At 72.1% G+C, this 25459-nt stretch carries 25 protein-coding genes and 1 riboswitch; of the genes, 18 read left to right on the forward strand and 7 right to left on the reverse strand.

The features are described from left to right. The first annotated feature begins 157 nt into the window (after positions 1-157). The 5 genes from ABT254_RS30280 to ABT254_RS30300 are packed head-to-tail and all read left to right on the forward strand — an operon-like array spanning position 158 to position 7242. Positions 158-1333, forward strand: coding sequence for an ATP-grasp domain-containing protein (locus ABT254_RS30280; RefSeq protein ID WP_351476805.1), 1176 nt, complete (start codon positions 158-160; stop codon positions 1331-1333). Beyond that, the gene (locus ABT254_RS30285; RefSeq protein WP_351476807.1) at positions 1330-3033 is read left to right on the forward strand and encodes an IucA/IucC family protein; all 1704 of its coding nucleotides are present in this window, start codon (positions 1330-1332) and stop codon (positions 3031-3033) included. The genes ABT254_RS30280 and ABT254_RS30285 overlap by 4 nt, the downstream gene beginning before the upstream one ends. After that, entirely contained in the window at positions 3030-4232 is a 1203-nt protein-coding gene (locus ABT254_RS30290) for an MFS transporter (RefSeq protein ID WP_351476810.1), read from the forward strand. Before ABT254_RS30285 ends, ABT254_RS30290 begins: the two co-directional genes overlap by 4 nt. Further along, positions 4232-5998: an IucA/IucC family protein gene (locus ABT254_RS30295; protein WP_351476812.1), complete on the forward strand. Its 1767-nt coding sequence runs from the start codon at positions 4232-4234 to the stop codon at positions 5996-5998. Before ABT254_RS30290 ends, ABT254_RS30295 begins: the two co-directional genes overlap by 1 nt. Beyond that, positions 5995-7242, forward strand: a complete 1248-nt coding sequence (locus tag ABT254_RS30300) for a type III PLP-dependent enzyme (protein ID WP_351476815.1) — start codon at positions 5995-5997, stop codon at positions 7240-7242. Before ABT254_RS30295 ends, ABT254_RS30300 begins: the two co-directional genes overlap by 4 nt. An 84-nt stretch (positions 7243-7326) precedes the next feature. Here the strand turns inward: ABT254_RS30300 and ABT254_RS30305 are convergent, their stop codons facing one another. Then, on the reverse strand, positions 7327-7620 hold the full coding sequence (locus ABT254_RS30305; RefSeq protein ID WP_351476818.1) for a hypothetical protein: 294 nt from the start codon (positions 7618-7620) through the stop codon (positions 7327-7329). Between the two features lie 172 nt (positions 7621-7792). On the opposite strand from ABT254_RS30305, the gene ABT254_RS30310 reads away from it, so the two are divergent. Next, the gene (locus tag ABT254_RS30310; RefSeq protein ID WP_351476821.1) at positions 7793-8158 is read left to right on the forward strand and encodes a nuclear transport factor 2 family protein; all 366 of its coding nucleotides are present in this window, start codon (positions 7793-7795) and stop codon (positions 8156-8158) included. Between the two features lie 104 nt (positions 8159-8262). Next, positions 8263-8345: riboswitch (ZMP/ZTP riboswitch) on the forward strand. A gap of 22 nt (positions 8346-8367) precedes the next feature. Then, the gene (locus tag ABT254_RS30315; protein ID WP_351476824.1) at positions 8368-9216 is read left to right on the forward strand and encodes a bifunctional 5,10-methylenetetrahydrofolate dehydrogenase/5,10-methenyltetrahydrofolate cyclohydrolase; all 849 of its coding nucleotides are present in this window, start codon (positions 8368-8370) and stop codon (positions 9214-9216) included. Here the strand turns inward: ABT254_RS30315 and ABT254_RS30320 are convergent, their stop codons facing one another. Further along, positions 9217-10191 (reverse strand): CU044_5270 family protein, encoded by a 975-nt coding sequence (locus ABT254_RS30320; protein ID WP_351476827.1) that lies wholly within the window; start codon positions 10189-10191, stop codon positions 9217-9219. Next, positions 10184-10744 (reverse strand): RNA polymerase sigma factor, encoded by a 561-nt coding sequence (locus ABT254_RS30325; protein WP_351476830.1) that lies wholly within the window; start codon positions 10742-10744, stop codon positions 10184-10186. Before ABT254_RS30325 ends, ABT254_RS30320 begins: the two co-directional genes overlap by 8 nt. Positions 10745-10849: 105 nt before the next feature. Here ABT254_RS30325 and ctaD point away from each other — a divergent pair, with 105 nt between their 5' ends. Together ctaD and ABT254_RS30335 are read left to right on the forward strand one after the other, a co-directional pair. Then, entirely contained in the window at positions 10850-12457 is a 1608-nt protein-coding gene (gene ctaD / locus ABT254_RS30330) for an aa3-type cytochrome oxidase subunit I (RefSeq protein ID WP_351476833.1), read from the forward strand. Next, the gene (locus ABT254_RS30335; protein ID WP_351476836.1) at positions 12454-12789 is read left to right on the forward strand and encodes a hypothetical protein; all 336 of its coding nucleotides are present in this window, start codon (positions 12454-12456) and stop codon (positions 12787-12789) included. Before ctaD ends, ABT254_RS30335 begins: the two co-directional genes overlap by 4 nt. Before the next feature lie 7 nt (positions 12790-12796). Here ABT254_RS30335 and ABT254_RS30340 read toward each other — a convergent pair whose 3' ends face one another. Next, positions 12797-14764, reverse strand: a complete 1968-nt coding sequence (locus ABT254_RS30340) for an RICIN domain-containing protein (protein WP_351476839.1) — start codon at positions 14762-14764, stop codon at positions 12797-12799. Between the two features lie 184 nt (positions 14765-14948). Between ABT254_RS30340 and ABT254_RS30345 the strand changes: the two genes are divergently transcribed. From ABT254_RS30345 to hypE, 9 genes are all read left to right on the forward strand, one after another. Continuing rightward, on the forward strand, positions 14949-16178 hold the full coding sequence (locus tag ABT254_RS30345; RefSeq protein ID WP_351477278.1) for a glycosyltransferase: 1230 nt from the start codon (positions 14949-14951) through the stop codon (positions 16176-16178). A gap of 46 nt (positions 16179-16224) precedes the next feature. After that, positions 16225-16593, forward strand: a complete 369-nt coding sequence (locus ABT254_RS30350) for a low affinity iron permease family protein (RefSeq protein ID WP_351476842.1) — start codon at positions 16225-16227, stop codon at positions 16591-16593. Positions 16594-16658: 65 nt separating this feature from the next. Continuing rightward, positions 16659-18377 carry a hydrogenase maturation protein gene (locus tag ABT254_RS30355; RefSeq protein WP_351476845.1) on the forward strand — a complete coding sequence of 573 codons (1719 nt, stop codon included), beginning with the start codon at positions 16659-16661 and terminating at the stop codon, positions 18375-18377. Beyond that, positions 18374-18970: a hydrogenase maturation protease gene (locus ABT254_RS30360; protein WP_351476848.1), complete on the forward strand. Its 597-nt coding sequence runs from the start codon at positions 18374-18376 to the stop codon at positions 18968-18970. Before ABT254_RS30355 ends, ABT254_RS30360 begins: the two co-directional genes overlap by 4 nt. A 45-nt stretch (positions 18971-19015) precedes the next feature. Further along, entirely contained in the window at positions 19016-19765 is a 750-nt protein-coding gene (hypB, locus tag ABT254_RS30365; protein WP_351476851.1) for a hydrogenase nickel incorporation protein HypB, read from the forward strand. Further along, positions 19762-22101, forward strand: coding sequence for a carbamoyltransferase HypF (hypF, locus tag ABT254_RS30370; RefSeq protein ID WP_351476854.1), 2340 nt, complete (start codon positions 19762-19764; stop codon positions 22099-22101). The genes hypB and hypF overlap by 4 nt, the downstream gene beginning before the upstream one ends. A gap of 3 nt (positions 22102-22104) precedes the next feature. Continuing rightward, positions 22105-22422 (forward strand): HypC/HybG/HupF family hydrogenase formation chaperone, encoded by a 318-nt coding sequence (locus ABT254_RS30375; RefSeq protein WP_351476857.1) that lies wholly within the window; start codon positions 22105-22107, stop codon positions 22420-22422. Next, complete coding sequence (gene hypD, locus ABT254_RS30380; protein ID WP_351476860.1) at positions 22419-23552, forward strand: hydrogenase formation protein HypD; 1134 nt, start codon at positions 22419-22421, stop codon at positions 23550-23552. Before ABT254_RS30375 ends, hypD begins: the two co-directional genes overlap by 4 nt. Then, positions 23545-24612, forward strand: a complete 1068-nt coding sequence (hypE, locus tag ABT254_RS30385) for a hydrogenase expression/formation protein HypE (RefSeq protein WP_351476862.1) — start codon at positions 23545-23547, stop codon at positions 24610-24612. Before hypD ends, hypE begins: the two co-directional genes overlap by 8 nt. A gap of 54 nt (positions 24613-24666) precedes the next feature. On the opposite strand, the gene hypA is transcribed toward hypE, so the two are convergent. The 3 genes from hypA to ABT254_RS30400 are packed head-to-tail and all read right to left on the reverse strand — an operon-like array spanning position 24667 to position 25424. Further along, positions 24667-25005, reverse strand: a complete 339-nt coding sequence (gene hypA, locus ABT254_RS30390) for a hydrogenase maturation nickel metallochaperone HypA (protein ID WP_351476865.1) — start codon at positions 25003-25005, stop codon at positions 24667-24669. Positions 25006-25012: 7 nt separating this feature from the next. Further along, positions 25013-25198, reverse strand: a complete 186-nt coding sequence (locus ABT254_RS30395) for a hypothetical protein (RefSeq protein ID WP_351476867.1) — start codon at positions 25196-25198, stop codon at positions 25013-25015. Between the two features lie 19 nt (positions 25199-25217). Then, a complete protein-coding gene (locus ABT254_RS30400; protein ID WP_344401374.1) occupies positions 25218-25424 on the reverse strand; it encodes a hypothetical protein in 207 nt (68 codons plus the stop codon). Between the last annotated feature and the right edge of the window lie 35 nt (positions 25425-25459).

A 25459-nucleotide genomic window follows, 5' to 3' on the forward strand; every position in this document is an offset into this window, starting at 1 on the left:
GCGGGGCTGGGGCGGCCGGGCGGCTTCGATCTGCGTGCGGGGGGGGGCCACCGCCCGGGGGTTGGCCCACCCTTCCAATTATAGCCGGCGGGGGGGGGGGGGCCCCCCGCGCCCCCCCCCCGACCCCCCACCCGCCAGCGGAAGTTGTTCATCAGCCATGCGCCTGTATCTGCTTGCCCTCAACCCGACCGACTCCGTCTCCGAGGGCTTCCTGCCCGCCGCCGCCCGGCTGGGCCTGGACGTCACCGTCCTCACCGACCAGCCCGAGGCCCACCGCCGCGCCCACCCGGACACCGAGGTCCTGGAGTGCGACGTCCGCGACCACCGAGCCGTCATCACCCGGATCTCGACGCACCACCGCCCCGACGCCGTCTTCACCAACAGCGACCACCTCCAGGCCCAGGCCGCCCTCGCCGCCGCCTACTTCGGCCTGCCCGCCAAGGACTGGCGGGCCGCGCTCGCCACCAAGGACAAGGCGGAGATGCGGCGCCGGCTCGCCGCCGCCGGCCTCGACACGGTCTGGTCGGCCGAGCTCACCGAGCCGGTCGCGCCCGACGACGCGCCGTACCCCTGCGTCCTCAAGCCCCGCGAGGGCGTGGCCAGCGAGGACGTCGTCCTGGTCGACGACGCCGAGCAGCTGACCACGCACGCCAAGGACATCCTTCAGCGCCGCCCGGGTGCCGTCCTGCTCGTCGAGGAGTACCTCCCCGGCGAGCTGTACACCCTGGAGACGCTCGGCGACGCCCATGTCCGCCATGTGCTGGGCAGCTTCCACACCGAGCTGTCGCCCCCGCCGTACTTCATCGAGGAGCGCCTCACCTTCGTCCCCGCCCACCCCGAGGCGGTCGTCGCGCAGGTGCTCGCCCAGCTGGACGCGCTGGGCGTCGGTTTCGGAGCCTGCCACACCGAGTTCGTGGTGCACGCGGGCCGGGCCAGGATCATCGAGGTCAACTACCGTGCCATCGGCGACCAGTGCGATCTGCTGCTGGCCCGGCTGCTGGAGATACCGCTCTTCGAACTGATCCTCCGCGCCCATCTGGGCGAGCGTCTGCCCGCCGACCTCGGAGCCCGCCGCGACGGGGCCGCGCGCCTGGACTACCCGTGCGCCGACCGCGCCGGAACACTGACCGAGGCCCCCGCCCGCCAGGAACTGACCGTCGACGGAACCCATCTGACGTATCGTCCGCTGCGACCGGTGGGCGAGCGGCACGAGCTGTACCGCACCAACCGCGACTACCTCGGGGTCCTGCGGACCGTCGGCACCCACCAGGCCACGGTGGACCGGGTGTCGGCCGACTTCCTGGCCGCGCAGCGCTGGGAGATCCAGCCGTGACCGCGCCGACCGTGACGGACACCTGCGAGGCGGAGCTGCTCACCCGTGTGCTCAGCGCCCTGCTGCGGGAGGACGTGGTCGGGCTGCGCAGCCGCAGCACGCTCGTGCACCGGCCCGACGGCGCCTGGCTGCGGCTGCCCACCAGCGAGGACGCCCTGCTGCTGCCCGTCACCGAGGACGGCTACCAGTGCGAGCACCGCGCCCGGCTGCCCCTGCTCGCGTACGAGTCGGACGGCTCCGAGCTGACCTCCTGCGAAGGGGTGCTCGACGCGCTGCGTGAGCTCGCCGAGCCCGTGGACCGCGACGGTTTCGACGCGTTCGCCGAGGAGTGCCGTCAGACGCTGGACACGATGCGGCTGCACGCACGGACCCGGGACGAGGTCGACCGGCGGCTCACCGACCGGTACGGGGACGATCCGGCCCGGTGGACGGGTCTGGCCTACGACACCCTGGCGGCCCGCCTCGACCATCCCGTCTACCCGACCGCGCGCGGCCGCTCCGGCCTGTCCGAGGAGCAACTGCGGGCCTACGCACCGGAGTTCCATCCCCGTTTCGCCCTGCGCTGGCTCGCCGTGCCGCGTGAGACGGTGACCCTGACCGGCCCGCTTCCCGAACTGTGGCCCTCGCCGGCGCGGCTCGGTCTGCCCGAGGTGGAACAGACCCATGTGGCGCTGCCCGTCCACCCGTTGACCGTGGGCGCGCCGCTCGACGAGGCGCTGCGTGCCACCGGCCTCACCGGCCGTGCGCTGCTTGCCGAACAGGCCCACCTCGAAGTCGTGCCGACGCTCTCGATGCGTACGGTCGCGGTGGCCGCGGATCCCACCCTGCACCTCAAACTCCCCCTGGTCACGGCCACTTTGGGCCTGCGCAACAAGCGCTCCATCAAGCCCGGCACGCTCGTCGACGGCGCGGCGGGGCAGCGCCTGGTGGAGGCGGTGACCGCGCGCGAACCCCGTTTCCGGGACACGATCCTGCACGCCGACGAGACCACGTACGCGCACGCAGGCCACGAACTCCTCGCGGTTCTGTGCCGCCGCTTGCCGGCCGCCCCCGAGGACTCCGTCGTGGTTCCGCTGGCCGCGCTCCTCGCCGAGGCGCCCGGCGGGCGACCGGTCCTCGACCACCTGGCCGACCGCTTCTACGGCGGCGATCCCCTGGCCCTGCTGGACGCCTGCCTCTCGCTGCTGTTCGACTGGCAGACCACCCTGTTCGGCTACGGCATCGCGCTGGAGTCGCACCAGCAGAACGTCTCGCTGGTGCTCGGGCCGGGCGGTCCGCGGTTGCTGTTCAAGGACAACGACGGGCCCCGCGTCAACACCTCGCGACTTGCGGCCGTGCTGCCCGGGCCGTGGGGTTTCGACGACCCGCGGACCTTCACCGCCGGGGACGGGCCGGTCGCCGACGTGTTCGCCACCATCACGGTCCATCTGTGCGCGGGCGCCTACGCGTTCGGGCTCGCCGGGCAGCGGGACGCACTGCTGAGGATCGTCCGCGCCCGGCTCGCGGAGGCCGTCGACCGGCTCGGCGGTGACGCGGGCGCGGTCCTGCGGGCGCACGTCCTCGAGGCGCCGCGCTTGCCGGTCAAGGCCATGGTCACGGCCGGCACGCTGCTCAGCAAGGAGCGCTCGGGCGCCGCGGACGTCAACAAGCACTACACGAGCGGCCCCAACTACCTGCTGCCCGACGGTGGTTCCGCATGAGCGCCGACACGCTGCGGATGCCGGGTACGGCGTTCACCCGCGGGCATGTGCACGCGGTCGCGGGCTGCTACTTCGTCGCGTCCTTCGCGGCGCTCGGCCTGCCGCCGTATCTCACCGAGATCCTCCCGGAGCTGGGTGACCGCCATGCCCGCTGGGCGGGGGTGCTGTACGTCGTGCCGACCGTGTTCGGTGCGCTGGGCGCCCCGCTGTGGGGACGGCTCGCCGACCGCTACGGCCGTAAAAGACTGCTGCTGCGCGCCCAGTTGGGGCTGGCCGTGGCCTTCCCGCTCGCGGGCTGGGCGGACTCCCTGGCCACGTTCACCGTGGCGCTGGTGCTGCAGGGCATCCTGGGCGGCACGTTCGCCGCCTCCAACGGCTACCTGGGCGCCGCCCTGGAGGGGCCGGCCCTGTCCAAGGCGCTCACCTTGATGCAGGGCAGCGCGCGGGCGGCGCTGGTCGTGGCCCCGATCGTGGTCGGCTCGCTGTCGGGCCGGCTGTCTCCGCACCGCCAGTACGCCCTGCTCGCGGTACTGCCCCTGGCGGCGGCGCTGTTGCTGGCGGCACTGCCCGAACCGGAGCCTGCCGCACATGAGTTGGAGGACGCCCCCGAGAAGCCTGCCGTGCACGAGCAGCCGGCGATCTCGCTCAAGGCCCTGTACGCCTTGGAGTTCGCCTTCGTCTTCTCCACCGTCATCTCCTTCCCCTATCTGATCGCCCTCGTCGACGACCGCCTCCCGGGCACCTCGCCGACCCTGTCCGGCGTGCTGTTCGCCCTCCCCCACCTGTGCTATCTGGTCTCGGCGCTGGCCGTGCACTCCGCCTTCCACAGCCGCCCCCGCACCGGGATCGCGCTCGGCTTCGCCTGTATCGCGCTCGGGCTCGCCGGACACGGGATCGCCGGCTCCCTGCCCACGCTGATCGCCGTACGGCTGCTGCTGGGCGCGGGTCTCACGCTCGGCCTGGTGTGCCTGTCGGTGCTGGCCGCCGACTGCGCCAAGGGCCGTGCGCCGGGCGGGATGTTCGGCTCGCTGGAGTTCTTCTCCAAGGCCGGGGCGGTCGCCGCCGGAGTGGCCGCGGCGGCGGGCAGCGCCCGCTTCGGCCCGGCCGCACCCGTGCTCATCGGCAGCGCGGCCGCCGCCGTCACCGTACTGGCCACTGCCCTCCCCCCGCTCACCCCCCGCACCCGCAGGAGCCGCTGATGCCCTCGCTGACCCGTCCCCAGGCCCCGTCCGGGGGGCCCGCGATCTCGCTCTCCGGGAGTACCGCCGCGCCCGCCGGGCTCCCCTCCGCCGACGACGCCGTGGCCCACACGCTCCTCAACTGCCTGTTGCGCGAGGTGTCGGGCCCCGAGCACCAGTCGGTCGTCGCCGACGGCCGGCTGCTGCTGCGGCTGCCCCGTCGCGGAGTGCTGCTGCGGGTGGCGCTGCGCCGCACCTCGCTGCTGGGCGCGCACCGCTTCACCGGCCCCGTGAGCGAACAGGGCGAGAACGGCTGGTCGGAGGTGGACTGGCGGCGCCTGGCCGAGTACACGCACGACGAGCTGTCGCTGCGCACCGGTGTGCGCAACGAGGAGTTCCTGGAGCAGATCGCCTCCAGCCACCACGCCATCACCACCGCGCTCGCCGCGACGCGCCCCGCCCGCCTCGCGGACGACCGGCTCTCCGCCTACGTGGCCTCCGAACAGTCGCTGCTGTTCGGGCACCGCTTCCACCCCACGCCCAAGGCCCGCACCGGCGACCCGCATGCCTGGTCCGCGTACGCCCCCGAGGCCGGCGCCTCCTTCCCGCTGCGGCACCTCGCCGTCCGTGCCCACCTGATCGCCGAGGAGTCCGCAAACCCGTCGGCGACCGCCCCCCTGGACGGGCTGCGCACGGACCTACCCGAGGGCTACCGGCTGCTGCCCGCCCACCCCTGGCAGTACGAGACGCTCCGGGCCCAGCCGGCCCTGCGCGCCGCCCTCGACCGCGGCGACGTCCTCGACCTGGGCCCGGGCGGGCAGCCGTTCGCCGCCACCGCCTCGGTGCGCACCCTGTACGACGGGGAGACCTTCCTCAAGTTCAGCCTGAACGTCCGCATCACCAACTGCCTGCGCAAGAACAGCAGTTACGAGCTGTCCGGCGCCGTCGCCCTGACCCGACTGCTTGCCCCGGCACTCGCCGACCTGGCCGACCGCTTCCCCGGCAGCGCCGTGCTGCGCGAGCCGGCCTATCGCACACTGGCCCTCCCCGGCCCCGACGGAACCCCCGACCGCGAGCTGTTCGAGGGCTTCGGCGTCATCGTCCGCGAAGGCCTGCCGCGCCGCCTCGCCCCGGGCACGGTCCCCCTGCTCGCGGCGGCCGTCGCCGACGAGTACCCGACCGGCGCCGCCCACGTCTCCCGCCTCCTCGACGGAGCGGACGTACGCACGACCCTCGCCTGGTGGTCGACGTATCTCGATCTGCTCGTCCCGCCCGTGCTGGCCGCGTACTTCGACCACGGCCTGGTCCTGGAACCCCATCTGCAGAACGTCCTGGTGTGCGTCGGCGCCGACGGCATGCCCGCCCAGGTCCTCTTCCGTGACCTGGAGGGCACCAAGCTGGTCCCCGAACACCATGCCGAGACGCTGGCCGCCCTGCCGCCCGACGTCGCCGGCCCGATGACGTACGACGCGCAGCGCGGCTGGGACCGGGTGGTGTATTGCCTGCTCGTCAACCACATCGCCGAGCTGCTCGCCGCCCTCGCCGATCTGCACCCGCAGGCCGAGGCGGCCCTGTGGGCCCGGGTGCGCGGCACGCTCCAGGCGTACGCCGACCGCCACGGCTGCCCGCCGAGGCTCGCCGCCCTGCTCGCCGGGGTGCCGCTGCCCGCCAAGGCCAACCTGCTGACCCGCTGGGAGCGCAAGGCGGACCGGGAGGCCGGCTACGTCCGGCTGCCGTCCCCGCTCGCCGAGGACATCCTGCGCGACACGACCGGGAGCACCCGATGACGGACCCGACACCCGCGGTCGAGGAGCGCGTCCTGTCCCTGCCCGCCGCCGAACTGCCCGCGTACGTCTACGACTTGGCGGCGCTGCGTGCCCATGCCGCCGCCGTCCGGGCCGCGCTGCCCGCGCGGGTCGAGATGTACTACGCCGCCAAGGCGAACCCGGAGCCGGAGATCCTCGGCGCGCTCGGCCCGTACGTCGACGGCTACGAGGTCTCCTCGGGCGGTGAACTCGCCCATGTCGCGGGGGCGGTGCCGGACCGCCCGCTCGCCTTCGGCGGTCCCGGCAAGACGCCGGACGAGGTGCGGCACGCGCTGGAGCTCGGCGTCGAGCGTTTCCATGTGGAGAGCGAGTACGAGCTGCGCATGCTGGCCGAGCTGGCGCGGACGTGTGCGCCGGGGCGACGGGTGGCGGTGCTGGTCCGCGTCAATCTTCCGGTCGCGGAAGGGGCGCTGGCGGGCAGCTCACTGGCGATGGGGGGTCGTCCGACGCCGTTCGGCCTGGACCCGGCACAGGCCGCCGCCGTCGTCCGGGCGCTCGCCGACGGGACGTATCCGCACCTCGAACTACGGGGCGTTCACGCGCACTTGGCCAGTGGCCTGGAAGCGGCGGAGCAGCTGGCGGTGGCCGAGTCCGTGGTGTCCTGGGCGACCGGCCTCGGTGTTCCGCTCGCCGAGGTCAACGTGGGCGGCGGCATGACCGTCGACTACAACGATCCGCAGCGCCGCTTCGACTGGTCCGTGTACGGCAGCGGGCTCGCCCGTCTGACCGAGGCGCACCCCGGGCTGACCCTGCGCATCGAGCCGGGGCGGGCGCTGACGGCGTACTGCGGCTGGTACGCCACCGAGGTGCTGGACGTGAAGCGCAGCCACGGCGAGGAGTTCGCGGTGGTCCGCGGCGGCACCCACCATCTGCGGACCCCGGCGACCAAGGGGCACGACCAGCCGTGTTCCGTGCTGAAGGTGGACGCCTGGCCGCACCCGTGGCCGCGGTCGGCCGCCGAAGGCGACCGAAGGGAGAGGGAGGTCCCCCCGGCCGAAGGCTGGGGGAAGGTCACGCTGGCCGGGCAGCTGTGCACACCGAAGGACGTCCTGGCCCGCCGGGTCCCCGCGCCGGGGCTCAGGGCCGGCGACCGGGTGGTGTTCTCGCTGGCGGGTGCCTACGCGTGGAACATCTCGCACCACGACTTCCTGATGCACCCCCGGCCCGGTTTCCACTTCCTTCACCCTTCAACAGCAGGGTCGTGATCAGGTCACCGGCACAGCGAAAGGGCCGCCCGGAGACGGGCGGCCCTTTCGCTGTGGGGGGACGTTCGATGCGGCGTCGGCGGGTTACAGGGCCCCCGGGAACCCGCTGGCGGCTCCCATGCGGGCGACCCGGTCCAGCTGCTCGAGGTTGTTGAGGCGGTTGAGGTGCCGAAGCTGCTCGGAGGGGCGCGGCACCTCGGCCCTGCGCTCCGCCGGGATGCCGCTCTGGGCGAGCGAGTCGAGCGTGGCGATCGGGTTGAGCTCGCTGGCGTCCTTGTTCTGGATGGTCGCGTCGGACGCGCAGGCAAGCGGTGCGGCAAGGGCGGTGATTCCTGCGGCGAGACCAACGGCGGCGACGATACGTCGTGTTGAGATCATGCTTCCCACAACGCCACCGGGCCTTCGGCGGTCACGGCCGCGCCCCGCCGCTCACCCATCAGGGGCAGTGCTCCGGCTGCGCTTGCCGAGGCTGCCGCGGCGGAGGAGCCTCAAAGGAGAGGTCCTTCGCGGCCCGCAGCTCCTCGGGTCGCGGCCCTCGAAGGAGGTCATCATGGGCACCACGGCAACTCCCGGCTTCAGCGCGGACACCCTGCGCAAGGGGGTCGAAGGACACACGGCGGCGGATCTTCTGTCGCTCTACGCGGACGACGCGCAGATACGCATCGTGGACCGCAACACCCAGCCCAGCCAGCCCAAGGTTCTGCGCGGTCGCCAGGAGATCGGCGCGATGTTCGAGGACATCTACAGCCGCGACATGACGCACCACGTGGACCAGTGCATCGTTCAGGGCGACCACGCCGCCTACAGCCAGTCCTGCCAGTACGCGGACGGCACGCGTGTCCTGGCCGAGTCGATGATCACGCTGCGCGACGGCAAGATCGCCGAAGAGGTCCTGATCCAGGCATGGGACGAGTAGGAGGCAGAACCGCGCGGGTCCAGGTCTCCTCGCGGTCGACCTGGACCTTCTCGGCACCTCGGTGACAGCGGCTGCTGACCGCGGTGGCGGCTCGGCTAGTCTGGGAGCGGGCCGTGACTGGCGCTGAGGTGGAGCACCACCGGGGAGCGGCCCCGCGGAGTCGATGCCGTGCGCCTGGGCGACAGGTCACACCAGCCCAGGAGTGGATCATGTCCCAGGCCCGGCTCGTCGACGGCACCTCCCTTGCCCGGCGCATCGTCGAGGACACGGCCAAGCGGGCGGCCGACCTCACCGAGCGGACGGGAACGGCGCCCTGTCTGGCGACGGTTCTGGTCGGCGAGGACCCCGCCTCCGTCACCTACGTCCGGATGAAGCGCAACCGCTGCCGCAAGGCCGGTATCGACTCGCGCCATGTGGAGCTTCCCGCCGCCACGACCACCGCCGAACTCGTGGGCGCCCTGCGCTCCCTGTCGAGCGACCCTGCTGTGCACGGCATTCTGCTGCAGCACCCGATGGGTGAGCACATCGACGAGCGGGCCGCGTTCGAGGCGATCGCGCCCGAGAAGGACGTCGACGGCGTCACCTTCGCCTCGTTCGCGACGATGAGCTTCGGCCTGCCGGGCTTCGTGTCGTGCACCCCGGGCGGCATCATGCGGCTGCTCGACGAGTACGGCGTCGACCCGTCGGGGAAGCGGGCCGTGGTCGTGGGCCGCAGCGCCATCCTCGGCAAGCCGGCCGGCATGCTGCTGCTCGCCCGTGACGCGACGGTGACGTACTGCCACTCCCGCACCCGGGACCTGTCCTCGGTCGTGCGGGAGGCGGACATCGTGGTCGCGGCCGTGGGCCGACCGCGGCTGATCCGGGGCGAGGACATCAAGCCCGGCGCGGTCGTGATCGACGCCGGCTACAACCCGGGCAACATCGGCGACGTCGACTTCGACTCGGCCGTGGAGCGGGCCGGTCTGATCACTCCGGTGCCGGGCGGTGTCGGTCCGATGACGATCGCCACGCTGCTGGAGCAGACCGTGGCTGCCGCCGCCCGGCAGCTCGGGGTGTGATCAGCGCATCCAGGCGCTGTAGTCCATGACGTCGCCGGCCTTGACGCCGTACTGCGGCTCCGCCCTGGTGAAGACGGTCTCCAGGCCGAGGACCGCGCCGGTGGACGGCTGCATGATCAGCATCCGGCGGTAGCCGGCGCCCTCGTACTCGTACGCCTGGCCGCGCCGCCCGAGCCGGTCGGTGACCTGGCCGACCGGTCGCAGCCCCTCGGTGCCCGCGAGGAGCCGGGCCAGCGTCGCGGACTCACGGGCGCCGAGGGTCCAGTGGTCGAGCAACACCGCGACTGCGTCGAGGAGTTCGGGGGTCGTCAGCCTGGTGTGGGTGTAGGCGGCCTCCTGGAGATAGGCCCGCAACCGCGCCGTGTCGTTCGGCGGGGGCGACTCGGGCGGTGCGTCGCTCCAACTCGGCGGATAGGTCTGGCGGCTGACGACGCGGCCGTCCTCGACCAGGTGCGGCTCGCCGCCGTCGTCACGGAGGACCGGTCGGCCGGGGTGGCGGGGGTCGGTCGCCACCACGAGCTCGGTGTGGCTGGCGTCGGCCTTCCAGCGCACGACGCGCTCCTCGGGGAGCGTGATGGGGGGCTTGTCGTCGCTCATGCCGAGGCTCCAGGACTGCACATGCGTGCCCTTGCGCAGCTTCGGCGCATCCTCCGCCTTGGCCTGCCGCTGTGCGCGGTCGGCCAGTTCTTCCAGGGGTACGGGCGTGGAGTCGGCCTGGATGACCAGCGGGCGGGGTGCGGCGACGGCAGGCGCGGTGCCGGGGCCGCTGAGCAGCAGCGTCAGCGCGGTCGCGGCGACGACCACGGTGGCGGAGAGGCTCCAGAGGAGCCGGGTGCGGCGGCGGCCCCTGGGGCGTTCGTGCAGCAGCCGGTTGAGCCGGCGCTCGGCGTGGTGGTCGAGGGGACCGTCGCCGTAGTGGGGACCGTCGACCGGCACCGGATTGGCGCGGCGCAGGAGTTCGAGTTCGTCAGCCATGGCCGTGTTCCTTCGAGGGGGTCGCGTCGGCGGAGGGCGCGGTGGGGCGCAGAGGACCCATGCGGTCTATCTCGGCTCTCAGCCGGCGCCGGGCGCGGTGCAGCCGCATCGCTGCGGCCCTTGTGCCGCAGCCGAGCGCGACGGCCACCTCGTCGATGCCCAGTTCCTCCCATGCCGTCAGGCGCAGCACCTCCTGATCGGCCTCGGACAGCCGGGCCAGCGCCTCGTGCACCCAGGCGCCCGGTGTCTCCGCGTCGGGGCTGTCCACGATCTGACGGCCGTGCGCGGTCTCGTCGTTGCCCAGCCGGTCGACCAGCCGGCGCCGCCGCCCGTAGCCGCGTACCGCGTTGGCCAGGCAGTTGCGGGCCACGCCGTACAGCCAGGGCAGCGGGGATCCCGGCAGGTCGGCCCGGCGTCGCCAGGCGACCGTGAACACCTCCGCCACCACTTCCTCCACCTCGCTGGTCCGCCCGTCCAGTCGCCGCGCGACATAGCGGCTGACCGCCCAGTAGTGCTCGCGATAGGCAGCGGCGAAGATCTCGTCGTTGCTCATGTCCCGTTCGTGTCCGGCACCATCCGGATCGTCACACCCGTTTCCGTGATTCTCGTCGCGTCACCCGAGTGTGACCGGCGTGCCCGGACCGGACACAGGCGGGGCATGAGGCACCTCAAGTGGCTGACGACCACTGATCACAAGACGATCGGGACGCTGTACCTGGTCACGTCGTTCGCGTTCTTCCTGATCGGCGGCGTGATGGCGCTGCTGATGCGCGCCGAGCTGGCCCGTCCGGGCTTGCAGATCATGTCGAACGAGCAGTTCAACCAGGCGTTCACGATGCACGGCACGATCATGCTGCTGATGTTCGCGACGCCGCTGTTCGCCGGCTTCGCCAACTGGATCATGCCGCTGCAGATCGGAGCCCCGGATGTGGCGTTCCCGCGGCTGAACATGCTCGCGTACTGGCTCTATCTCTTCGGCTCGACGATCGCGGTGGGCGGCTTCCTCACCCCGCAGGGTGCGGCCGACTTCGGCTGGTTCGCCTACTCCCCGCTGTCGGACGCGGTCCGCTCGCCGGGCGTCGGCGCCGACCTGTGGATCATGGGTCTGGCCTTCTCCGGCTTCGGCACCATCCTCGGTGCGGTCAACTTCATCACCACCATCATCTGCATGCGCGCGCCGGGCATGACCATGTTCCGCATGCCGATCTTCACATGGAACGTGCTGCTGACCGGTGTTCTCGTGCTTCTGGCCTTCCCGGTGCTGGCCGCGGCTCTGTTCGCGTTGGAGGCGGACCGCAAGTTCGGTGCGCAGATCTTCGACGCGGCCAATGGCGGCGCCCTGCTGTGGCAACACCTCTTCTGGTTCTTCGGCCACCCGGAGGTGTACATCATCGCGCTGCCGTTCTTCGGCATCATCAGCGAAGTGATCCCGGTGTTCTCGCGCAAGCCGATGTTCGGCTACATGGGCCTGATCGGCGCGACGATCGCCATCGCGGGTCTGTCCGTGACCGTGTGGGCCCACCACATGTACGTCACCGGCGGTGTGCTGCTTCCGTTCTTCTCCTTCATGACGTTCCTCATCGCCGTACCGACCGGCGTGAAGTTCTTCAACTGGATCGGAACGATGTGGAAGGGGTCCCTGTCCTTCGAGACCCCGATGCTCTGGGCGACCGGCTTCCTGGTCACGTTCGTCTTCGGCGGCCTGACCGGCGTGATGCTCGCCTCGCCACCGCTGGACTTCCCGACCTCCGACACCTACTTCGTCGTCGCCCATTTCCATTACGTCATCTTCGGCACCGTCGTCTTCGCGATGTTCTCCGGATTCCATTTCTGGTGGCCCAAGTTCACCGGCAAGATGCTCGACGAGCGCCTGGGGAAGATCACCTTCTGGACACTGTTCGTCGGTTTCCACGGCACTTTCCTGGTCCAGCACTGGCTGGGGGTGAACGGAATGCAGCGGCGGATTCCGGACTATCTGGCGGTGGAGGGCCTGACGACGCTCAACACGGTGTCGACGATCTTCTCGTTCCTCCTCGGAATGTCGTTCCTGCCGTTCTTCTACAACGTGTGGAAGACCGCGCAATACGGCGAGAAGGTCGAGGTCGACGACCCATGGGGCTACGGCCGCTCCCTGGAGTGGGCGACGTCCTGCCCGCCCCCGCGGCACAACTTCACCTCTCTCCCCCGCATCCGCAGCGAATCCCCGGCGTTCGACCTGCACCACCTTCAGGATCCGGCACCGGTGAGGGAGTTGACCGCACCATGAGCAGTGACGACGCGCAGGTGCTCCTCAACGAGATCGAGGGACACCTGCTGATCGCCGCCGCCCGCGAGGAGGGCCGTACGGCCGCCGCACGTTTCAGTGCCCCCCTCGGCTGGCTGACACAGGCTCAGCGGGAGGAGGTGGAGCGCCGGTTCGAGGCGGAGTACCTCGCGGTCGCCCGCACTTCGTGGCAGCACACCGCGGTGCGCGCCCAGGAGCTGCGGGAGGAGTACGAGGACGCCTACCGCGACCTGCGGCGCCGCCTGCTGGCCGGCTGGCTGCTGGCGTGCACCGCGGTCGCGGCAGTCGTCGTCCTGCTGCTGCCGCTCGCCTAGTCCGGGGCTACGACAGCGTCCACTTCTGGTTGTCGCCCGTTCCGCAGGACCACAGCACCGTGGAGGTGCCGTTGGCCGTGCCGTTGTTGTAGGCGTCGAGGCAGAGGCCGGCGTTGACGTTGGTGATGGTGCCGTCGCTGTTGACGTTCCACTTCTGGTTGTTCTGGCCGTTGCAGTCCCAGATGACGACCTTGGTGCCGTTGGTGGTGCCCTGGTTGTAGGCGTCGAGGCACTTGTTGCCGTACACCACGAGTTCCTTGCGGGCGGTGTACGTCCAGGCCTGGTTCTGGCCGCCGTTGCAGTCCCACAGCTCGCCCTGGGTGCCGTTGGTGATCGTGTTGTTGTAGAGGTCCAGGCAGCGTCCGGACTGCTTGCCGACGACCTGGGAGCCGTTTGCCCCCGGCAGGGGTCTGACGGTGATCGAGTCGAGGGTCGGGGCGCCGGAGAAGGTGAGCGAGTTGGCGGCGCCCTTGGACAGCCCGACCTCGACCGAGATGGTGCCCGGGCCGGCGCCCGTCGGCGGGAACGAGACGGTGGTGGCGACCTGGCCGTTGACCTTCAGGGTGCCGGTGCGGGCAGCGGAGGTGTTGTTGGTGTACGACACGTCGACGACCTTGATGCCGGTGCTCCCGGCGGCCACGCCAGAAAAGCCGGCGGTACCGGTGTACGTGCTGCCGGCCGCCTCCGTCCCGCCGGTGACCGTCAGCATCACCGAGCCGCCCGCCGGAACACTCGTGGTGTAACCGGTGCCGTACGCACCGACATCGGCGCGGGCCCACAGGTCCCGCACGGTCGCGGGCGCGTTCGTCAGACCGAGGTCGGACCAGCGGACGGTGATGTTCTGGGCGGAGGAGGTGCGGTTGAGGAGGACGACGGCGCGGTTGCCGGTGCCGGCGAGGACCTTGCCGTAGACCTGCAGGCCGGTGGTGTCCTCGGCGACCTTCACGCCCTGGAGGCCGCGCGGGTCCTGGTCGACGCCGATGACCTCGGGGTTCTTGAGGATGCCTGCGGTCTCCGACGTCATGGTGGCGAGGTTGTTGCCGGCGAGGAGCGGCGCGCCGGAGATGGCCCACAGGTTCATGTGGGTGCGGTTCTGGGCGGCGGTGAAGCCGTCCATGCCGACCATCAGCATGTCCGGGTCGTTGTAGTAGCCGGTGTGCTGGGCCGTGGGGTGCAGGGTCTGGTCGAAGTTGGACAGCAGGTTCGTCATCGACGGCGAGTTGCCGTAGTAGATGATGTCCGTGCTGGTGCGCCACATGGGGGCCTGGCCCGGCGCCCAGTTCCACGGGTTCTGCTTGCCCCAGTTGCAGATCGAGAGGGTGAGCGGACGGCCGGTGGTGGCCGTCGCCCTGGCGACCGCGTCGCTGATCGACTGGTACGCCGTCGCCGCGTCGAGTCCCTCGACGTCTCCGCCGCACCAGTCGACCTTGACGAAGTCGAAGCCCCACTTGGAGAACTGGAGCATGTCCTGGTCGTAGTGGCCCTCGCTGCCGGTGTTCGGGGCGGCGGGGCGGCCGGTCGGGTAGTAGTAGCCGCAGCCGTTCTTGCCGGCGTCGGTGTAGATGCCGGCCTTGAGGCCCTTGCTGTGGATGTAGTCGGCGATGGCGCTCATCCCGCCGGGCCACTCACCGGTGTCGACGGTGATGTTGCCGGCGCTGTCGCGGGTGCCCTGCCACCAGCCCTCGTCGATGTTGATGTACTTGTAGCCGGCCGCCGGCAGCCCCGCGGCGACGAAGGCGTCTACCTGCTGCTTGATGACGTTGTAGTCGATCTTGGCGGCGAAGCTGTTCCAGGAGGCCCAGCCCATGGGGGCGGTGGGCACCGATATCTGACGGGTCGTCGCCGCCTGGGCGGGGCCGGGTGCCGCGAACAGGAGTGCGGCGGCCGCGGTGACGGCGAGGGCGAGGAGACGTACGGCGGCGGCTCTGCAGCGGGCTGCGAGTCCTCTGCGGGTCGAGCGCGGAGGGGGAAACATGCGGCTCCATTCATTCGACATGTCGAACGAGGATCGGTGATACGAACGCGTTGCGCGCCGAAAGTAGAGCCACGGAAGCGTCGAGTCAACGGAAGTGACAGGCGTGAAGTGGCCTTTATCGACGGGGCGTTCTCGCTGAAGGGGGTACGGCGGCGCCATACTGGCCGTCGTGCGCGTTGCGATCATGACGGCGGGATCCCGGGGAGACGTCGCCCCGTACACCGGACTCGGACACGGGCTCTCCCGTGCCGGGCACGAGGTCACTCTGGTGACGCATGCCCGTTTCGAACCGCTGGTGGCCGGATCGCAGGTCCGCTTCCATCCACTGCCCGTGGACCCGCGGGCGGAACTGGAGTCCTCGCGGGGGCGCGGGCTGCATCGCAGTGCGACCGGTGTGGGCAAGCTGGTGCGGGTGGTCGCGATGGCGCGGGCGCTGGTCGGGCGGATGACGGACGATCTGGTGGCGGCCGCCCGGTCGAGCGACATGCTGCTGCTGTCCGGTTCGGTGGGGCCGCTGGGGCACACCATCGCGGAGGGCCTGTCCCTGCCCTACCTGGACGTGCCCCTTCAACCTCTCGCTCCGACACGGGAGTTCGGGCCGCCGATGCTGGGGGCCAGCTCACTGGGGGCGGTGGGCAACCGGATCGCCGGGCACGGGGTGAGCCTGGCCGTGGAGCAGGTCTTCGCCGGGGCGCTGCCCGCGGTGCGGGAGCGGCTGGGGCTGCCCCGGGTGAGTGCCACCGTGGCATGGCGGGCGCGGGAGCGGCAGGGGCGGCCGGTGCTGCACGGATTCAGCCCCCTGGTGGTGCCGCGTCCGGACGACTGGCGGCCGGACCTGTCGGTGACCGGATACTGGTGGCCCTACGACGCGGAGCCCCAACTCCCTTCTGTTCTGCGGGACTTCCTGGACGCGGGGCCGGCCCCCGTGTACGTGGGCCTGGGCAGCGCGACCGTGCCCGACCCCGAGCGGCTCAGCACCTGTGTCGTGCGCGCCCTGCGCCGGGCCGGGCTGCGTGGGGTGATCCAGCGCGGCTGGGCCGGCCTCGACGCCTCCGGGGACGACATGCTGAGCGTCGACGAGGTTCCGCACTCCGCGCTCTTCCCCCGCATGGCCGCCGTGGTCCACCACGCGGGCGCGGGCACGACGGCGGCGGGTCTGCGCGCCGGGGTGCCTGCCGTGCCGGTACCGATCCAGTTCGACGAGGGCTTCTGGTCCGCCCGCCTGGTCGCCCTGGGTGTCGCCCCACGCACGCTGCCCCTGCGCCGGCTCACCGCCGACGCGCTGGCCACGGCACTGATGCGGGCCACCAGGGACCCGGCGTTCGCACGGCGCGCAAAGACACTCGGGGCACGCATCCGCAGCGAGGACGGGGTGGCTCCGGTGCTGGCGGCGGTGGACCGGTGGGGTGGCTAGGAGGCCAGGAGCGCCGTCCGCGCGGACGGCGGGGTAAGCCTCGCTCATGACCTTCAAGAGTCCCGTCCAGCGCGGGGGCCCGCAGCGCAGCCGTTTCGATCAATTCGCCGAGTACGCCTCCAATTTCACCAGCTCCCCCCTCTTCTTCCTGGTCTGTCTGACCCTCATCGCCTTCTTCGTCGCCTCCCACCTGGCGCACCTGAGAATCGAGCTGCTCCTGCTGGCGAGCGGGTCCATGACCGCGGTGACTTTGCTGCTTCTGGCGCTGCTGAAGAACGCCGAGATGCGTGCCGAGCACGCGGTCCAGCGCAAGCTGGACGCGATCGCCGCCGCCCTGCTCGAAGAGCACCGCGGCAACCACAGCGAAGCGTTCGAGGACCTCAGGAATGCAATCCGGATGGAGGAAGAGACCTGACGCCGCACCACGAAACGCCGCCGTGGTCCTTCTCGCCCTCCCCCATACCGACGATCATCCGCGTCATGGACATCTTGCTCGTCGCCAGCGCGTTCAACAGCCTGTCCCAGCGTGTGTACGCGGAACTGTCCGACGAAGGGCACCGGGTGGACGTCGTGCTCGCCGCGCACGGCGCCGAGGCGATCCGGACCGCCGTTCACGAAACCCGCCCGGAACTGATCATCGCCCCGATGCTGAAGACGGCGCTGCCGGAGGACATCTGGCAGGAGCACACCTGCCTCATCGTGCACCCGGGGCCGCCCGGCGACCGCGGCCCGTCCGCCCTGGACTGGGCGATCGCCGAGGGTGCCTCGCAGTGGGGGGTGACGGTGCTCCAGGCCGAGGCAGCCATGGACGCGGGCGCCGTATGGGCGGCCGAGCCCTTCCCGGTGCCGCCGGTCGGCAAGAGCAACCTGTACCGGGGCGAGGCCTCCGACGCCGCCTCGGCCGCCGTCCGGCAGGCGGTGCGGCGGTACGCCGACGCATCGTTCAAGCCGCAGCCGCAGAGCGATCCCGCGATCCGAGTGGTGTGGCGCGACTTCTTCCGCAGGGAGCAGCGAAGGATCGACTGGGAGAACGACACGACGGAGACCGTCCTGCGCAAGCTCCGCGGAGCCGACTCCCAGCCGGGCGTCCTGGACGAACTCTGCGGCCAGGAGGTGTTCCTGCACGGGGGGCATCCCGAGGACCGGCTGCACGGGAGCCCCCGGGAACTGCTCGCGACGCGCGCCGGGGCGATCTGCCGGGCCACGCGGGACGGGGCGGTGTGGATTCCGGAGCTGCGGCCCCACAAGGCCTCCGGCGACCCCGCGCCGTTCCGCCGCCCGGCGGCCTCCGTGCTCGCGTCGTTCCCGGGCCCCTCGCTGCCAGAGGTCGCGGCACCGCTCGAGTTGCCCTCCGGCCGGATCACCTGGAGCGACATCCGCTACCGGCAGCACGGCGACGTCGGATTCCTGAGCTTCTCCTTCCCCGGCGGGGCCATGAGCACGGGCCACTGCCGCAGGCTGCTGGCCGCCTACCGGTACGCACTCACCCGCCCCACCTCGCTGCTGGTGCTGGGCGCGGCCCGTGACTTCTTCTCCAACGGCATCCACCTCAACGTCATCGAGGCGGCCGCCGACCCCGCGGGCGAGTCCTGGTCCAACCTCAACGCCATGGACGACCTGGTCGAGGCGGTGCTGCGCACCACCGACCGGATGGTGGTGGCGGCGCTCGGCGGCAACGCCGCGGCCGGCGGCGTGATGCTCGCCCTGGCCGCCGACCAGGTGTGGTGCCGCACGGGCACCGTCCTCAACCCCCACTACCGGCGGATGGGCCTGTACGGCTCTGAGTTCTGGACGTACACGCTGCCGCGCCGCGTCGGGACCGAGACGGCCCAGCGGCTGACGACCGAGGCACTGCCGGTGAGCGCCGCGAGCGCCGCACGGATCGGCCTGGTGGACCGTCTGGTGCAGGCCCCGCCGCATGGGTTCACCGCCGAGATCGAGCGGTTGGCGGCCGAACTCGCCGGTGACCCGGACCTCGCGCAGCGGATCGCCGCGAAGGCCGCGGCACGTCAGGCGGACGAGGCACGGCAGCCGCTCGCGGAGTACCGCCGGGACGAACTCGCCCGTATGCGTGCCATCTTCTTCGATCCGCAGGCCCCCTACCACGCCCTGCGGTCCGCCTTCGTCCGCAAGCTGCCGAACGGCGAGGTCCGGCCGCTGGCCCCGGCCGGCGACCCGGTCGACGAGGGTGTCCGGTGACGCGGTCCGCCACCCGCCTGCTGGTGGCGGGCGTCGGCAACATCTTCCTCGCGGACGACGCCTTCGGCCCTGAGGTGATCCAAGCCCTGGACCGCCGCCCGCTGCCTCCTGAGGTCCGTGTACGGGACTTCGGCATCCGGGGCCTGGATCTCGCGTACGAGCTGCTGGACGGCTACGACACGGTCGTCCTGGTCGACGCGGCCGCGCGGGGGCACCGGCCGGGCACCCTGTCGCTGATCGAGCCGGAACTGCCCGACGGCACCACGGGCTCCGCCCCGCCCGAGGCCCATGGCATGGATCCGGCCAAGGTGCTGGCCCTGGCCACCCACCTGGGCGACGAGCCGCTGCCGCGGGTCCTCGTCCTCGCCTGCGAGCCCGAGGTACGGCCGCACGGCGACGAGGACATCGCACCGGGGATCAGCGCACCGGTCCGCGATGCGGTCGGCCGGGCCGTCGCAGCCCTGCACACCCTGGTCCCGGAACTGCTCGCCGACCCCGCGGCCACGCCTTCGTTGAGCCGCCCGGACGAATCCACGGACCTGTCCGCGGCCGAGGTCCCGCTCCCGGTGGCCGGCGCCGTCGAGGATCGGTGACGCACCGACACCCACTCCCCCGACCGACCGCGAGGAGCAGCGCCCATGTGCGAGTCCATGGACGACGTCACCCAGGCCGTCCTGGCGAAGAACGACGGCCTGGCCGCGGGCCTGCGCGACGAACTGACCCGGCGGGGGGTGGCCGTCGTCAACCTGCTGTCCAGCCCGGGCAGCGGCAAGACGGAACTGCTCGGGCAGGTGCTGGCCCTGGCGGTCGAGCGGCGCATCCCGGTGGCCGCGCTCACCGCCGACCTGGCCACCGAGAACGACGCCCACCGGCTCGCCCGTTCGGGCGCGCCGGTCAAACAGCTGCTGACCGACGGGCTGTGCCATCTGGAGGCCCGGCAGCTCGGCGGCCATGTGCACGGCTGGCTGCCCGAGGACACCGCGGTGCTGTTCGTGGAGAACGTCGGCAACCTCGTCTGCCCGGCGGCCTACGACCTCGGCGAGAGCCTGCGGATCGTCCTCATGGCGGTCACGGAGGGCGAGGACAAGCCGCTGAAGTACCCCACGGCCTTCGGCTCCGCCCATCTGGTCGTGCTCACCAAGACCGATCTGGCCGAGCCCGCCGGTTTCGACGAGGCCGCCTTCGTCACCCATGTGCAGCGGGTCAACCCCGGGGTGGAGGTCATCCGGTCCTGCGCCCGTGACGGCGCCGGTGTCGCCACCGTGCTGGACCGGGTGCTCGCCGCGCGGGACGGAGCCCCGGTGCACCGGCCTCCCCTCGCGCCGCACCCCCACGGCCACCAGCACACGCACCAGGCCCCGGGCCTCGCGGCCGGCCGCGTCTCGTGACCGCTCCGGCCGCGCAGGCGGTGCGCCGCCGTGTCGTGGTGCGCGGCACGGTGCAGGGCGTGGGTTTCCGCCCCTTCGTGCACCGCCTGGCCACCGATCTCGCGCTGGCCGGGTTCGTGAGCAACACGGCGAGCGGCGTACTCATCGAAGTGGAGGGCCCGCCCGACGGTGTCGACCGTTTCTGCGGCCTGCTGGCCACGGAGACCCCACCGCTGGCCGTCGTCACCGCCGTCGGCGTCGAGGACCTGCCCGCCACGGGCGCGGACGACGCCTTCACCATCCGTGCCACCGAACGGTCCACGGGCCGCACGCTGCTCCCGCCCGACACGGCGACCTGCGAGGACTGTCTGCGGGAGCTCGCCGATCCGGCCGACCGCCGCCACCGGCACCCGTTCGTCACCTGCACCCACTGCGGCCCCCGTTTCACCATCGCCAAAGGGATGCCGTACGACCGGGCGGTCACCACGATGGCCCGCTTCCCGATGTGCCCCGCATGCGCCCGGGAGTACGGCGACCCCGCCGACCGGCGCTTTCACGCCCAGCCCGTCGCCTGCCCGGACTGCGGCCCCCGGCTGCGGCTGCAACCGGCGGCGGGCAGCGGGCTCCGTCCCGCACGGGACGGCGACGCCCTGACGGCGGCGCGGTCCCTGCTGGCAGCCGGCCGCATCCTTGCCGTCAAGGGCCTCGGCGGCTATCACCTGGCCTGCGACGCCACCGACGCACGAGCCGTCGGCACACTGCGCACCCGCAAGGAGCGCGGCGGCAAGCCGTTCGCGGTGATGTGCGCGGATCTTGACACCGTGCAGCGGATCGCCCAGGTCTCCCCGGCCGAGCGCGCGGCGCTCACCAGCCCCCGCCGCCCCATCGTCCTGCTGCGCCCGCGGACACCGGCCGCGCACCTGCGCCTCGCTCCCGGTGTGTGCCCCGGCAGCCCGCAGCTCGGTGTGATGCTGCCGTACACCCCCCTGCACACCCTGCTGCTGGGTCTGCCCGGCGATCCACCCGGCCCTCGCGTGCTGGTCATGACCAGCGGCAACCGCTCGGGGGAACCCATCGTCACGGACGACGGGGAGGCGCTGACCCGGCTGGACGGGCTGGCCGACGCCTGGCTCGGCCACGACCGGACCATCGCCTCACCGTGCGACGACTCCCTGCTGCGGGTGCGCGCCGACGGCAGCGAGCAGGTGCTGCGCCGGTCCCGGGGGTATGTGCCCCGCCCACTGCGGCTGCCGGTCGCCGTGCGGCCCGCGCTCGCGGTGGGTGGCGACCTGAAGAACGCGCTCTGCGTCGGCGAGGGCGACCAGGCCTGGCTCGGCCCGCACATCGGCGACATGGGGGACCTCACCACGCTGGAGGCCGCCGAGCGCGCGGAGGGGCACATCCGGCGGCTGAGCGGCGTCACCCCCGAACTCGTCGCAGCGGACCGGCACCCCGGCTACCACTCGGCCCGCTGGGCCCGGCGCCGTGCGGCCGAACTGCCCCGGCGCACACCCGTACTCGTCCAGCACCACCACGCGCACATCGCCTCGGCGATGGCCGAGCACGGCCTCGACGGCACCACCCCCGTGATCGGCGTCGCCTTCGACGGCACGGGCTACGGCGACGACGGCACCGTCTGGGGCGGCGAGTTCCTGCTCGCGGACTACGCGGGCCACCGGCGCTTCGCCCACCTCTCCCCCGCCCCGCTGCCCGGCGGCGACGCCGGGGTCGCCAACCCGTGCCGTCTGGCCCTGGCCCGGCTGTGGGCCGCGGGCGTGCCCTGGGACGCGGACCTGCCTTGCGTCGCCGCGTGCTCGGCCATGGAACTGGCCGTCCTGGAACGGCAGTTGACGCGCGGTGTGGCCTGCGTGGCGACCTCCAGCATGGGCCGGCTCTTCGACGCGGTGTCCTCCCTGCTGGGGGTGTGCCATCGCGCGGGGTACGAGGCCCAGGCCGCCCTGGAGCTGGAGGCCGCGGCCGCCTCGGCCCGGGACGCGGACACCTCCGCGTACGAGTTCGGTATCGCCTCCGGCACCTGCGACCCGGCGCCGGTGCTCCGCGCACTCGTCACCGACCTGCGGCGCGGCACGCCGGTTCCCGTGCTCGCCGCGCGCTTCCACCGCGGTGTCGCCCGGGCGGTCCTGGAGATCTCCCGGCGGGCCCGCCGGGACACCGGCCTGGCCACGGTCGCCCTCAGCGGCGGGGTCTTCGCCAACGCGCTGCTGGAGGAGGAGTGCACGCGGCTGCTGGCCGAGGACGGCTTCGCAGTGCTGCGGCACGGTGAAGTCCCCCCGAACGACGGCGGTTTGGCCCTTGGACAACTCGTGGTCGCGGCGCACGAACGACAAGAGGAGTGACCCATGTGTTTGGCAGTGCCCGGCAAGGTCGTGGCCATCGACGACAGTGCCGACCCGCTCACCGGGCTGATCGACTTCGGCGGCGTGCAGAAACAGGCGTGTCTGGAGTACGTGTCCGACGTGCGGGTGGGTGAGTACGTCATCGTGCACGTCGGCTTCGCGCTCCAGCGCCTGGACGAGGAGTCGGCCCTGGCCTCCCTGCGGCTCTTCGAGGAACTGGGGCTGCTGGAGGAGGAGTTCGGCGACGCCTGGGAGCAGGCCTCGCGGGACGCGGGAGTCGCCGCCGTGAGCGAGGACCCACGAGAGAGCGAGGCCCGGTGAAGTACATCGACGAGTTCAACGACCCCGATCTGGCCCGGCGGCTGCTGGACGAGATCCGCGCCACGGCCACCCGGCCGTGGGCGCTGATGGAGGTGTGCGGCGGGCAGACCCACTCCATCATCCGCCACGGCATCGACCAACTGCTGCCGGAGCAGGTCGAGTTGATCCACGGCCCCGGCTGCCCCGTCTGTGTCACCCCGCTGGAGGTCATCGACAAGGCGCTGGAGATCGCCGCGCGTCCCGGGGTGATCTTCTGCTCCTTCGGCGACATGCTCCGGGTTCCGGGCACGGACCGGGACCTGTTCCGGGTCAAGGGCGAGGGCGGCGACGTGCGCGTGGTGTACTCACCGCTCGACGCCCTGGAGCTGGCCCGCCGCCACCCGGACCGGGAGGTGGTCTTCTTCGCCATCGGCTTCGAGACCACGGCCCCCGCCAACGCGATGGCCGTCCACCAGGCGCGCCGCCTCGGGCTGACCAACTTCAGCCTCCTGGTGTCGCATGTGCGGGTTCCCCCGGCGATCGAGGCGATCATGACGGCCCCCGCCTGCCGGGTGCAGGGCTTCCTGGCCGCGGGGCACGTGTGCAGCGTGATGGGCACGGCCGAGTACCCCGAGCTGGCCGAAAGGTTCCGGGTGCCGCTCGTGGTGACCGGTTTCGAGCCGCTGGACATCCTCGAGGGCATCCGCCGGGCGGTGCGCCAGCTGGAGCGCGGTGAGCACCGGGTGGAGAACGCCTACCCGCGTGCCGTGCGCGAGGACGGCAACCCGGCCGCCGTACGCATGATCGAGGAGGTCTTCGAGGTCACCGACCGCAACTGGCGCGGCATCGGACCCATCCCCCTCAGCGGCTGGCGGCTGACCGAGGCGTTTCGCGCGTTCGACGCCGAGCACCGCTTCGACGTCACCGGGATCCGCACCGAGGAGCCCGCCGAGTGCCGCGCCGGGGAGGTGTTGCAGGGGCTGATCAAGCCGACCGAGTGCGCCGCGTTCGGCACCACCTGCACCCCGCGCACCCCGCTCGGCGCCACCATGGTCTCCAGCGAGGGCGCCTGCGCGGCCTACTACCTCTACCGCCGGATGAACTCCGCGACGCCGAAGGCCGCGCGGGAGGAGATGAACCCCGTTGCCTGAACTCTTCGAAACCGTCGACCCCGCGGCCTGGACCTGTCCCGCACCGCTTCGCGACCAGCCCGTGGTGGTCATGGGGCACGGCGGGGGCGGTGCCCTGTCCGCGGAGCTGATGGAGCAGGTCTTCGCCCCCGCCTACGGCAATGCCACCCTCGCCGCGCTCGCCGACTCCGCCGTCCTCGAACTGGGCGGCGCTCGGCTGGCGTTCTCCACCGACTCCTATGTGGTCAGGCCGCTGTTCTTTCCCGGTGGCTGCCTGGGCGACCTCGCGGTCAACGGCACCGTCAACGACCTCGCGATGAGCGGAGCCAGGCCCGCCTACCTGTCCGCCGCCTTCGTGCTGGAAGAGGGCGTGGAACTGACCGTGGTCGAGCGGATCGCGCGGGCCATGGGCGCGGCGGCCGAGGCGGCGGGGGTCGTCGTGGCCACGGGTGACACCAAGGTGGTGGAGTCCGGGCACGGCGACGGCGTGTACGTCACCACCGCGGGGGTGGGGCTCGTCCCCGACGGGGTGGACATCCGTCCCCAGCGTGCGCGGCCCGGTGACGCCGTCATCGTCAGCGGTCCGATCGGCCTCCACGGGGTGGCGATCATGAGCGTGCGTGAGGGGCTGGAGTTCGGTGTCGAGCTCGCCAGCGACACCGCGCCGCTCGCGGACCTGGTGGCGGCCATGCTGAAGGTCACGCCCGACCTCCACGTCCTGCGCGATCCCACGCGTGGCGGTCTGGCCGCCTCGCTCAACGAGATCGCCCGCGCCTCCGGGACCGGTGTCCGCCTCCAGGAGCGGGCCATCCCGGTGCCGGACGCGGTCGCCAACGCCTGCGGCTTCCTGGGTCTCGACCCGCTCTACGTCGCCAACGAGGGCCGGCTCGTCGCCTTCGTGCCCCCGGCTGCGGCGGAGGAGGTCCTGGCGGCGATGCGCGCCCACCCGCAGGGCGCCGGGGCCACACTGATCGGCGAGTGCGTCGCCGAGCACCCCGGCATGGTCGTGGTCTCGACCGGTCTCGGCGGCACCCGGGTGGTGGACCTGCCGCTCGGCGAACAGCTTCCGCGGATCTGCTGAGCCCGACGTACGAGGCCCCGCCGCAGCCTGAGCTCCGGCGGGGCCTCGTCCGTGTCACTCGATCCCGGTGATCTCCAGTTCCCGGCCGCTGCGCAGGTCGGTGGAGGGCCGGTCGCAGTGCGGGCACCAGAAGAACGGGGGCATGCCCACCGCGAACTCCTCGGCACACGCACCGCAGTAGGCCTGTGCGGGGACCGGCTCCACCACGAGCCGGGCCGCGGCGAGGACGGTGCCGTCGCGAGCCACCTCGAAGGCGAAACTCAGTGCGTCGGGTACGACCCCGGCCAGCTCGCCGACCCGCACGGTGACGGCCGAGACGGCGTCCGTCCCGTCCGCCCGGGCGAGCTCGTCGGCCCGCTCGATGATCGCGGTCGCGATCGACAACTCGTGCACGGCCTGCTCACGGATAGCGGCGGCCCGCGCGGAAGCCGCCGGCCATCCGGTAGATCCGCCACTCGCGCCTGATGCTCGGCAACTCATGGACGAACAGCGCCAGGGCGACGGCACCGGCCAGAACGGCCTCCGCCATCAGCAGCTGCCGTCCCGACGTTGCGCCCTGCGCGCCGTCTGCTCGTTGGACCTTCATTACGGCTCCCTGTCGTTCCTCATCCCGGCGGGATGTTCGGCATGACGTCGAGGAGGGCGTCGTGCCGCTTCCAATGGATCCCGGTGGAGCGGCGCGCGTCGGCGGTGCCGTCCTCGTGGTGTCCGGTCTGGTGGCCGTAGGGCCCCGTGTTGCCCTGATGCATGCCGGGCACATGCCCGGTGGAGTCGGGCTTGGCCTGGGGTCGGCCGACTCTGATGTTGCCCATGGGGTGTTCTCCTTTCTCGCCTCCGCGCCGCGGAG

This window comes from Streptomyces sp. NPDC001137 (assembly GCF_040298885.1).
GTDB lineage: Bacteria > Actinomycetota > Actinomycetes > Streptomycetales > Streptomycetaceae > Streptomyces.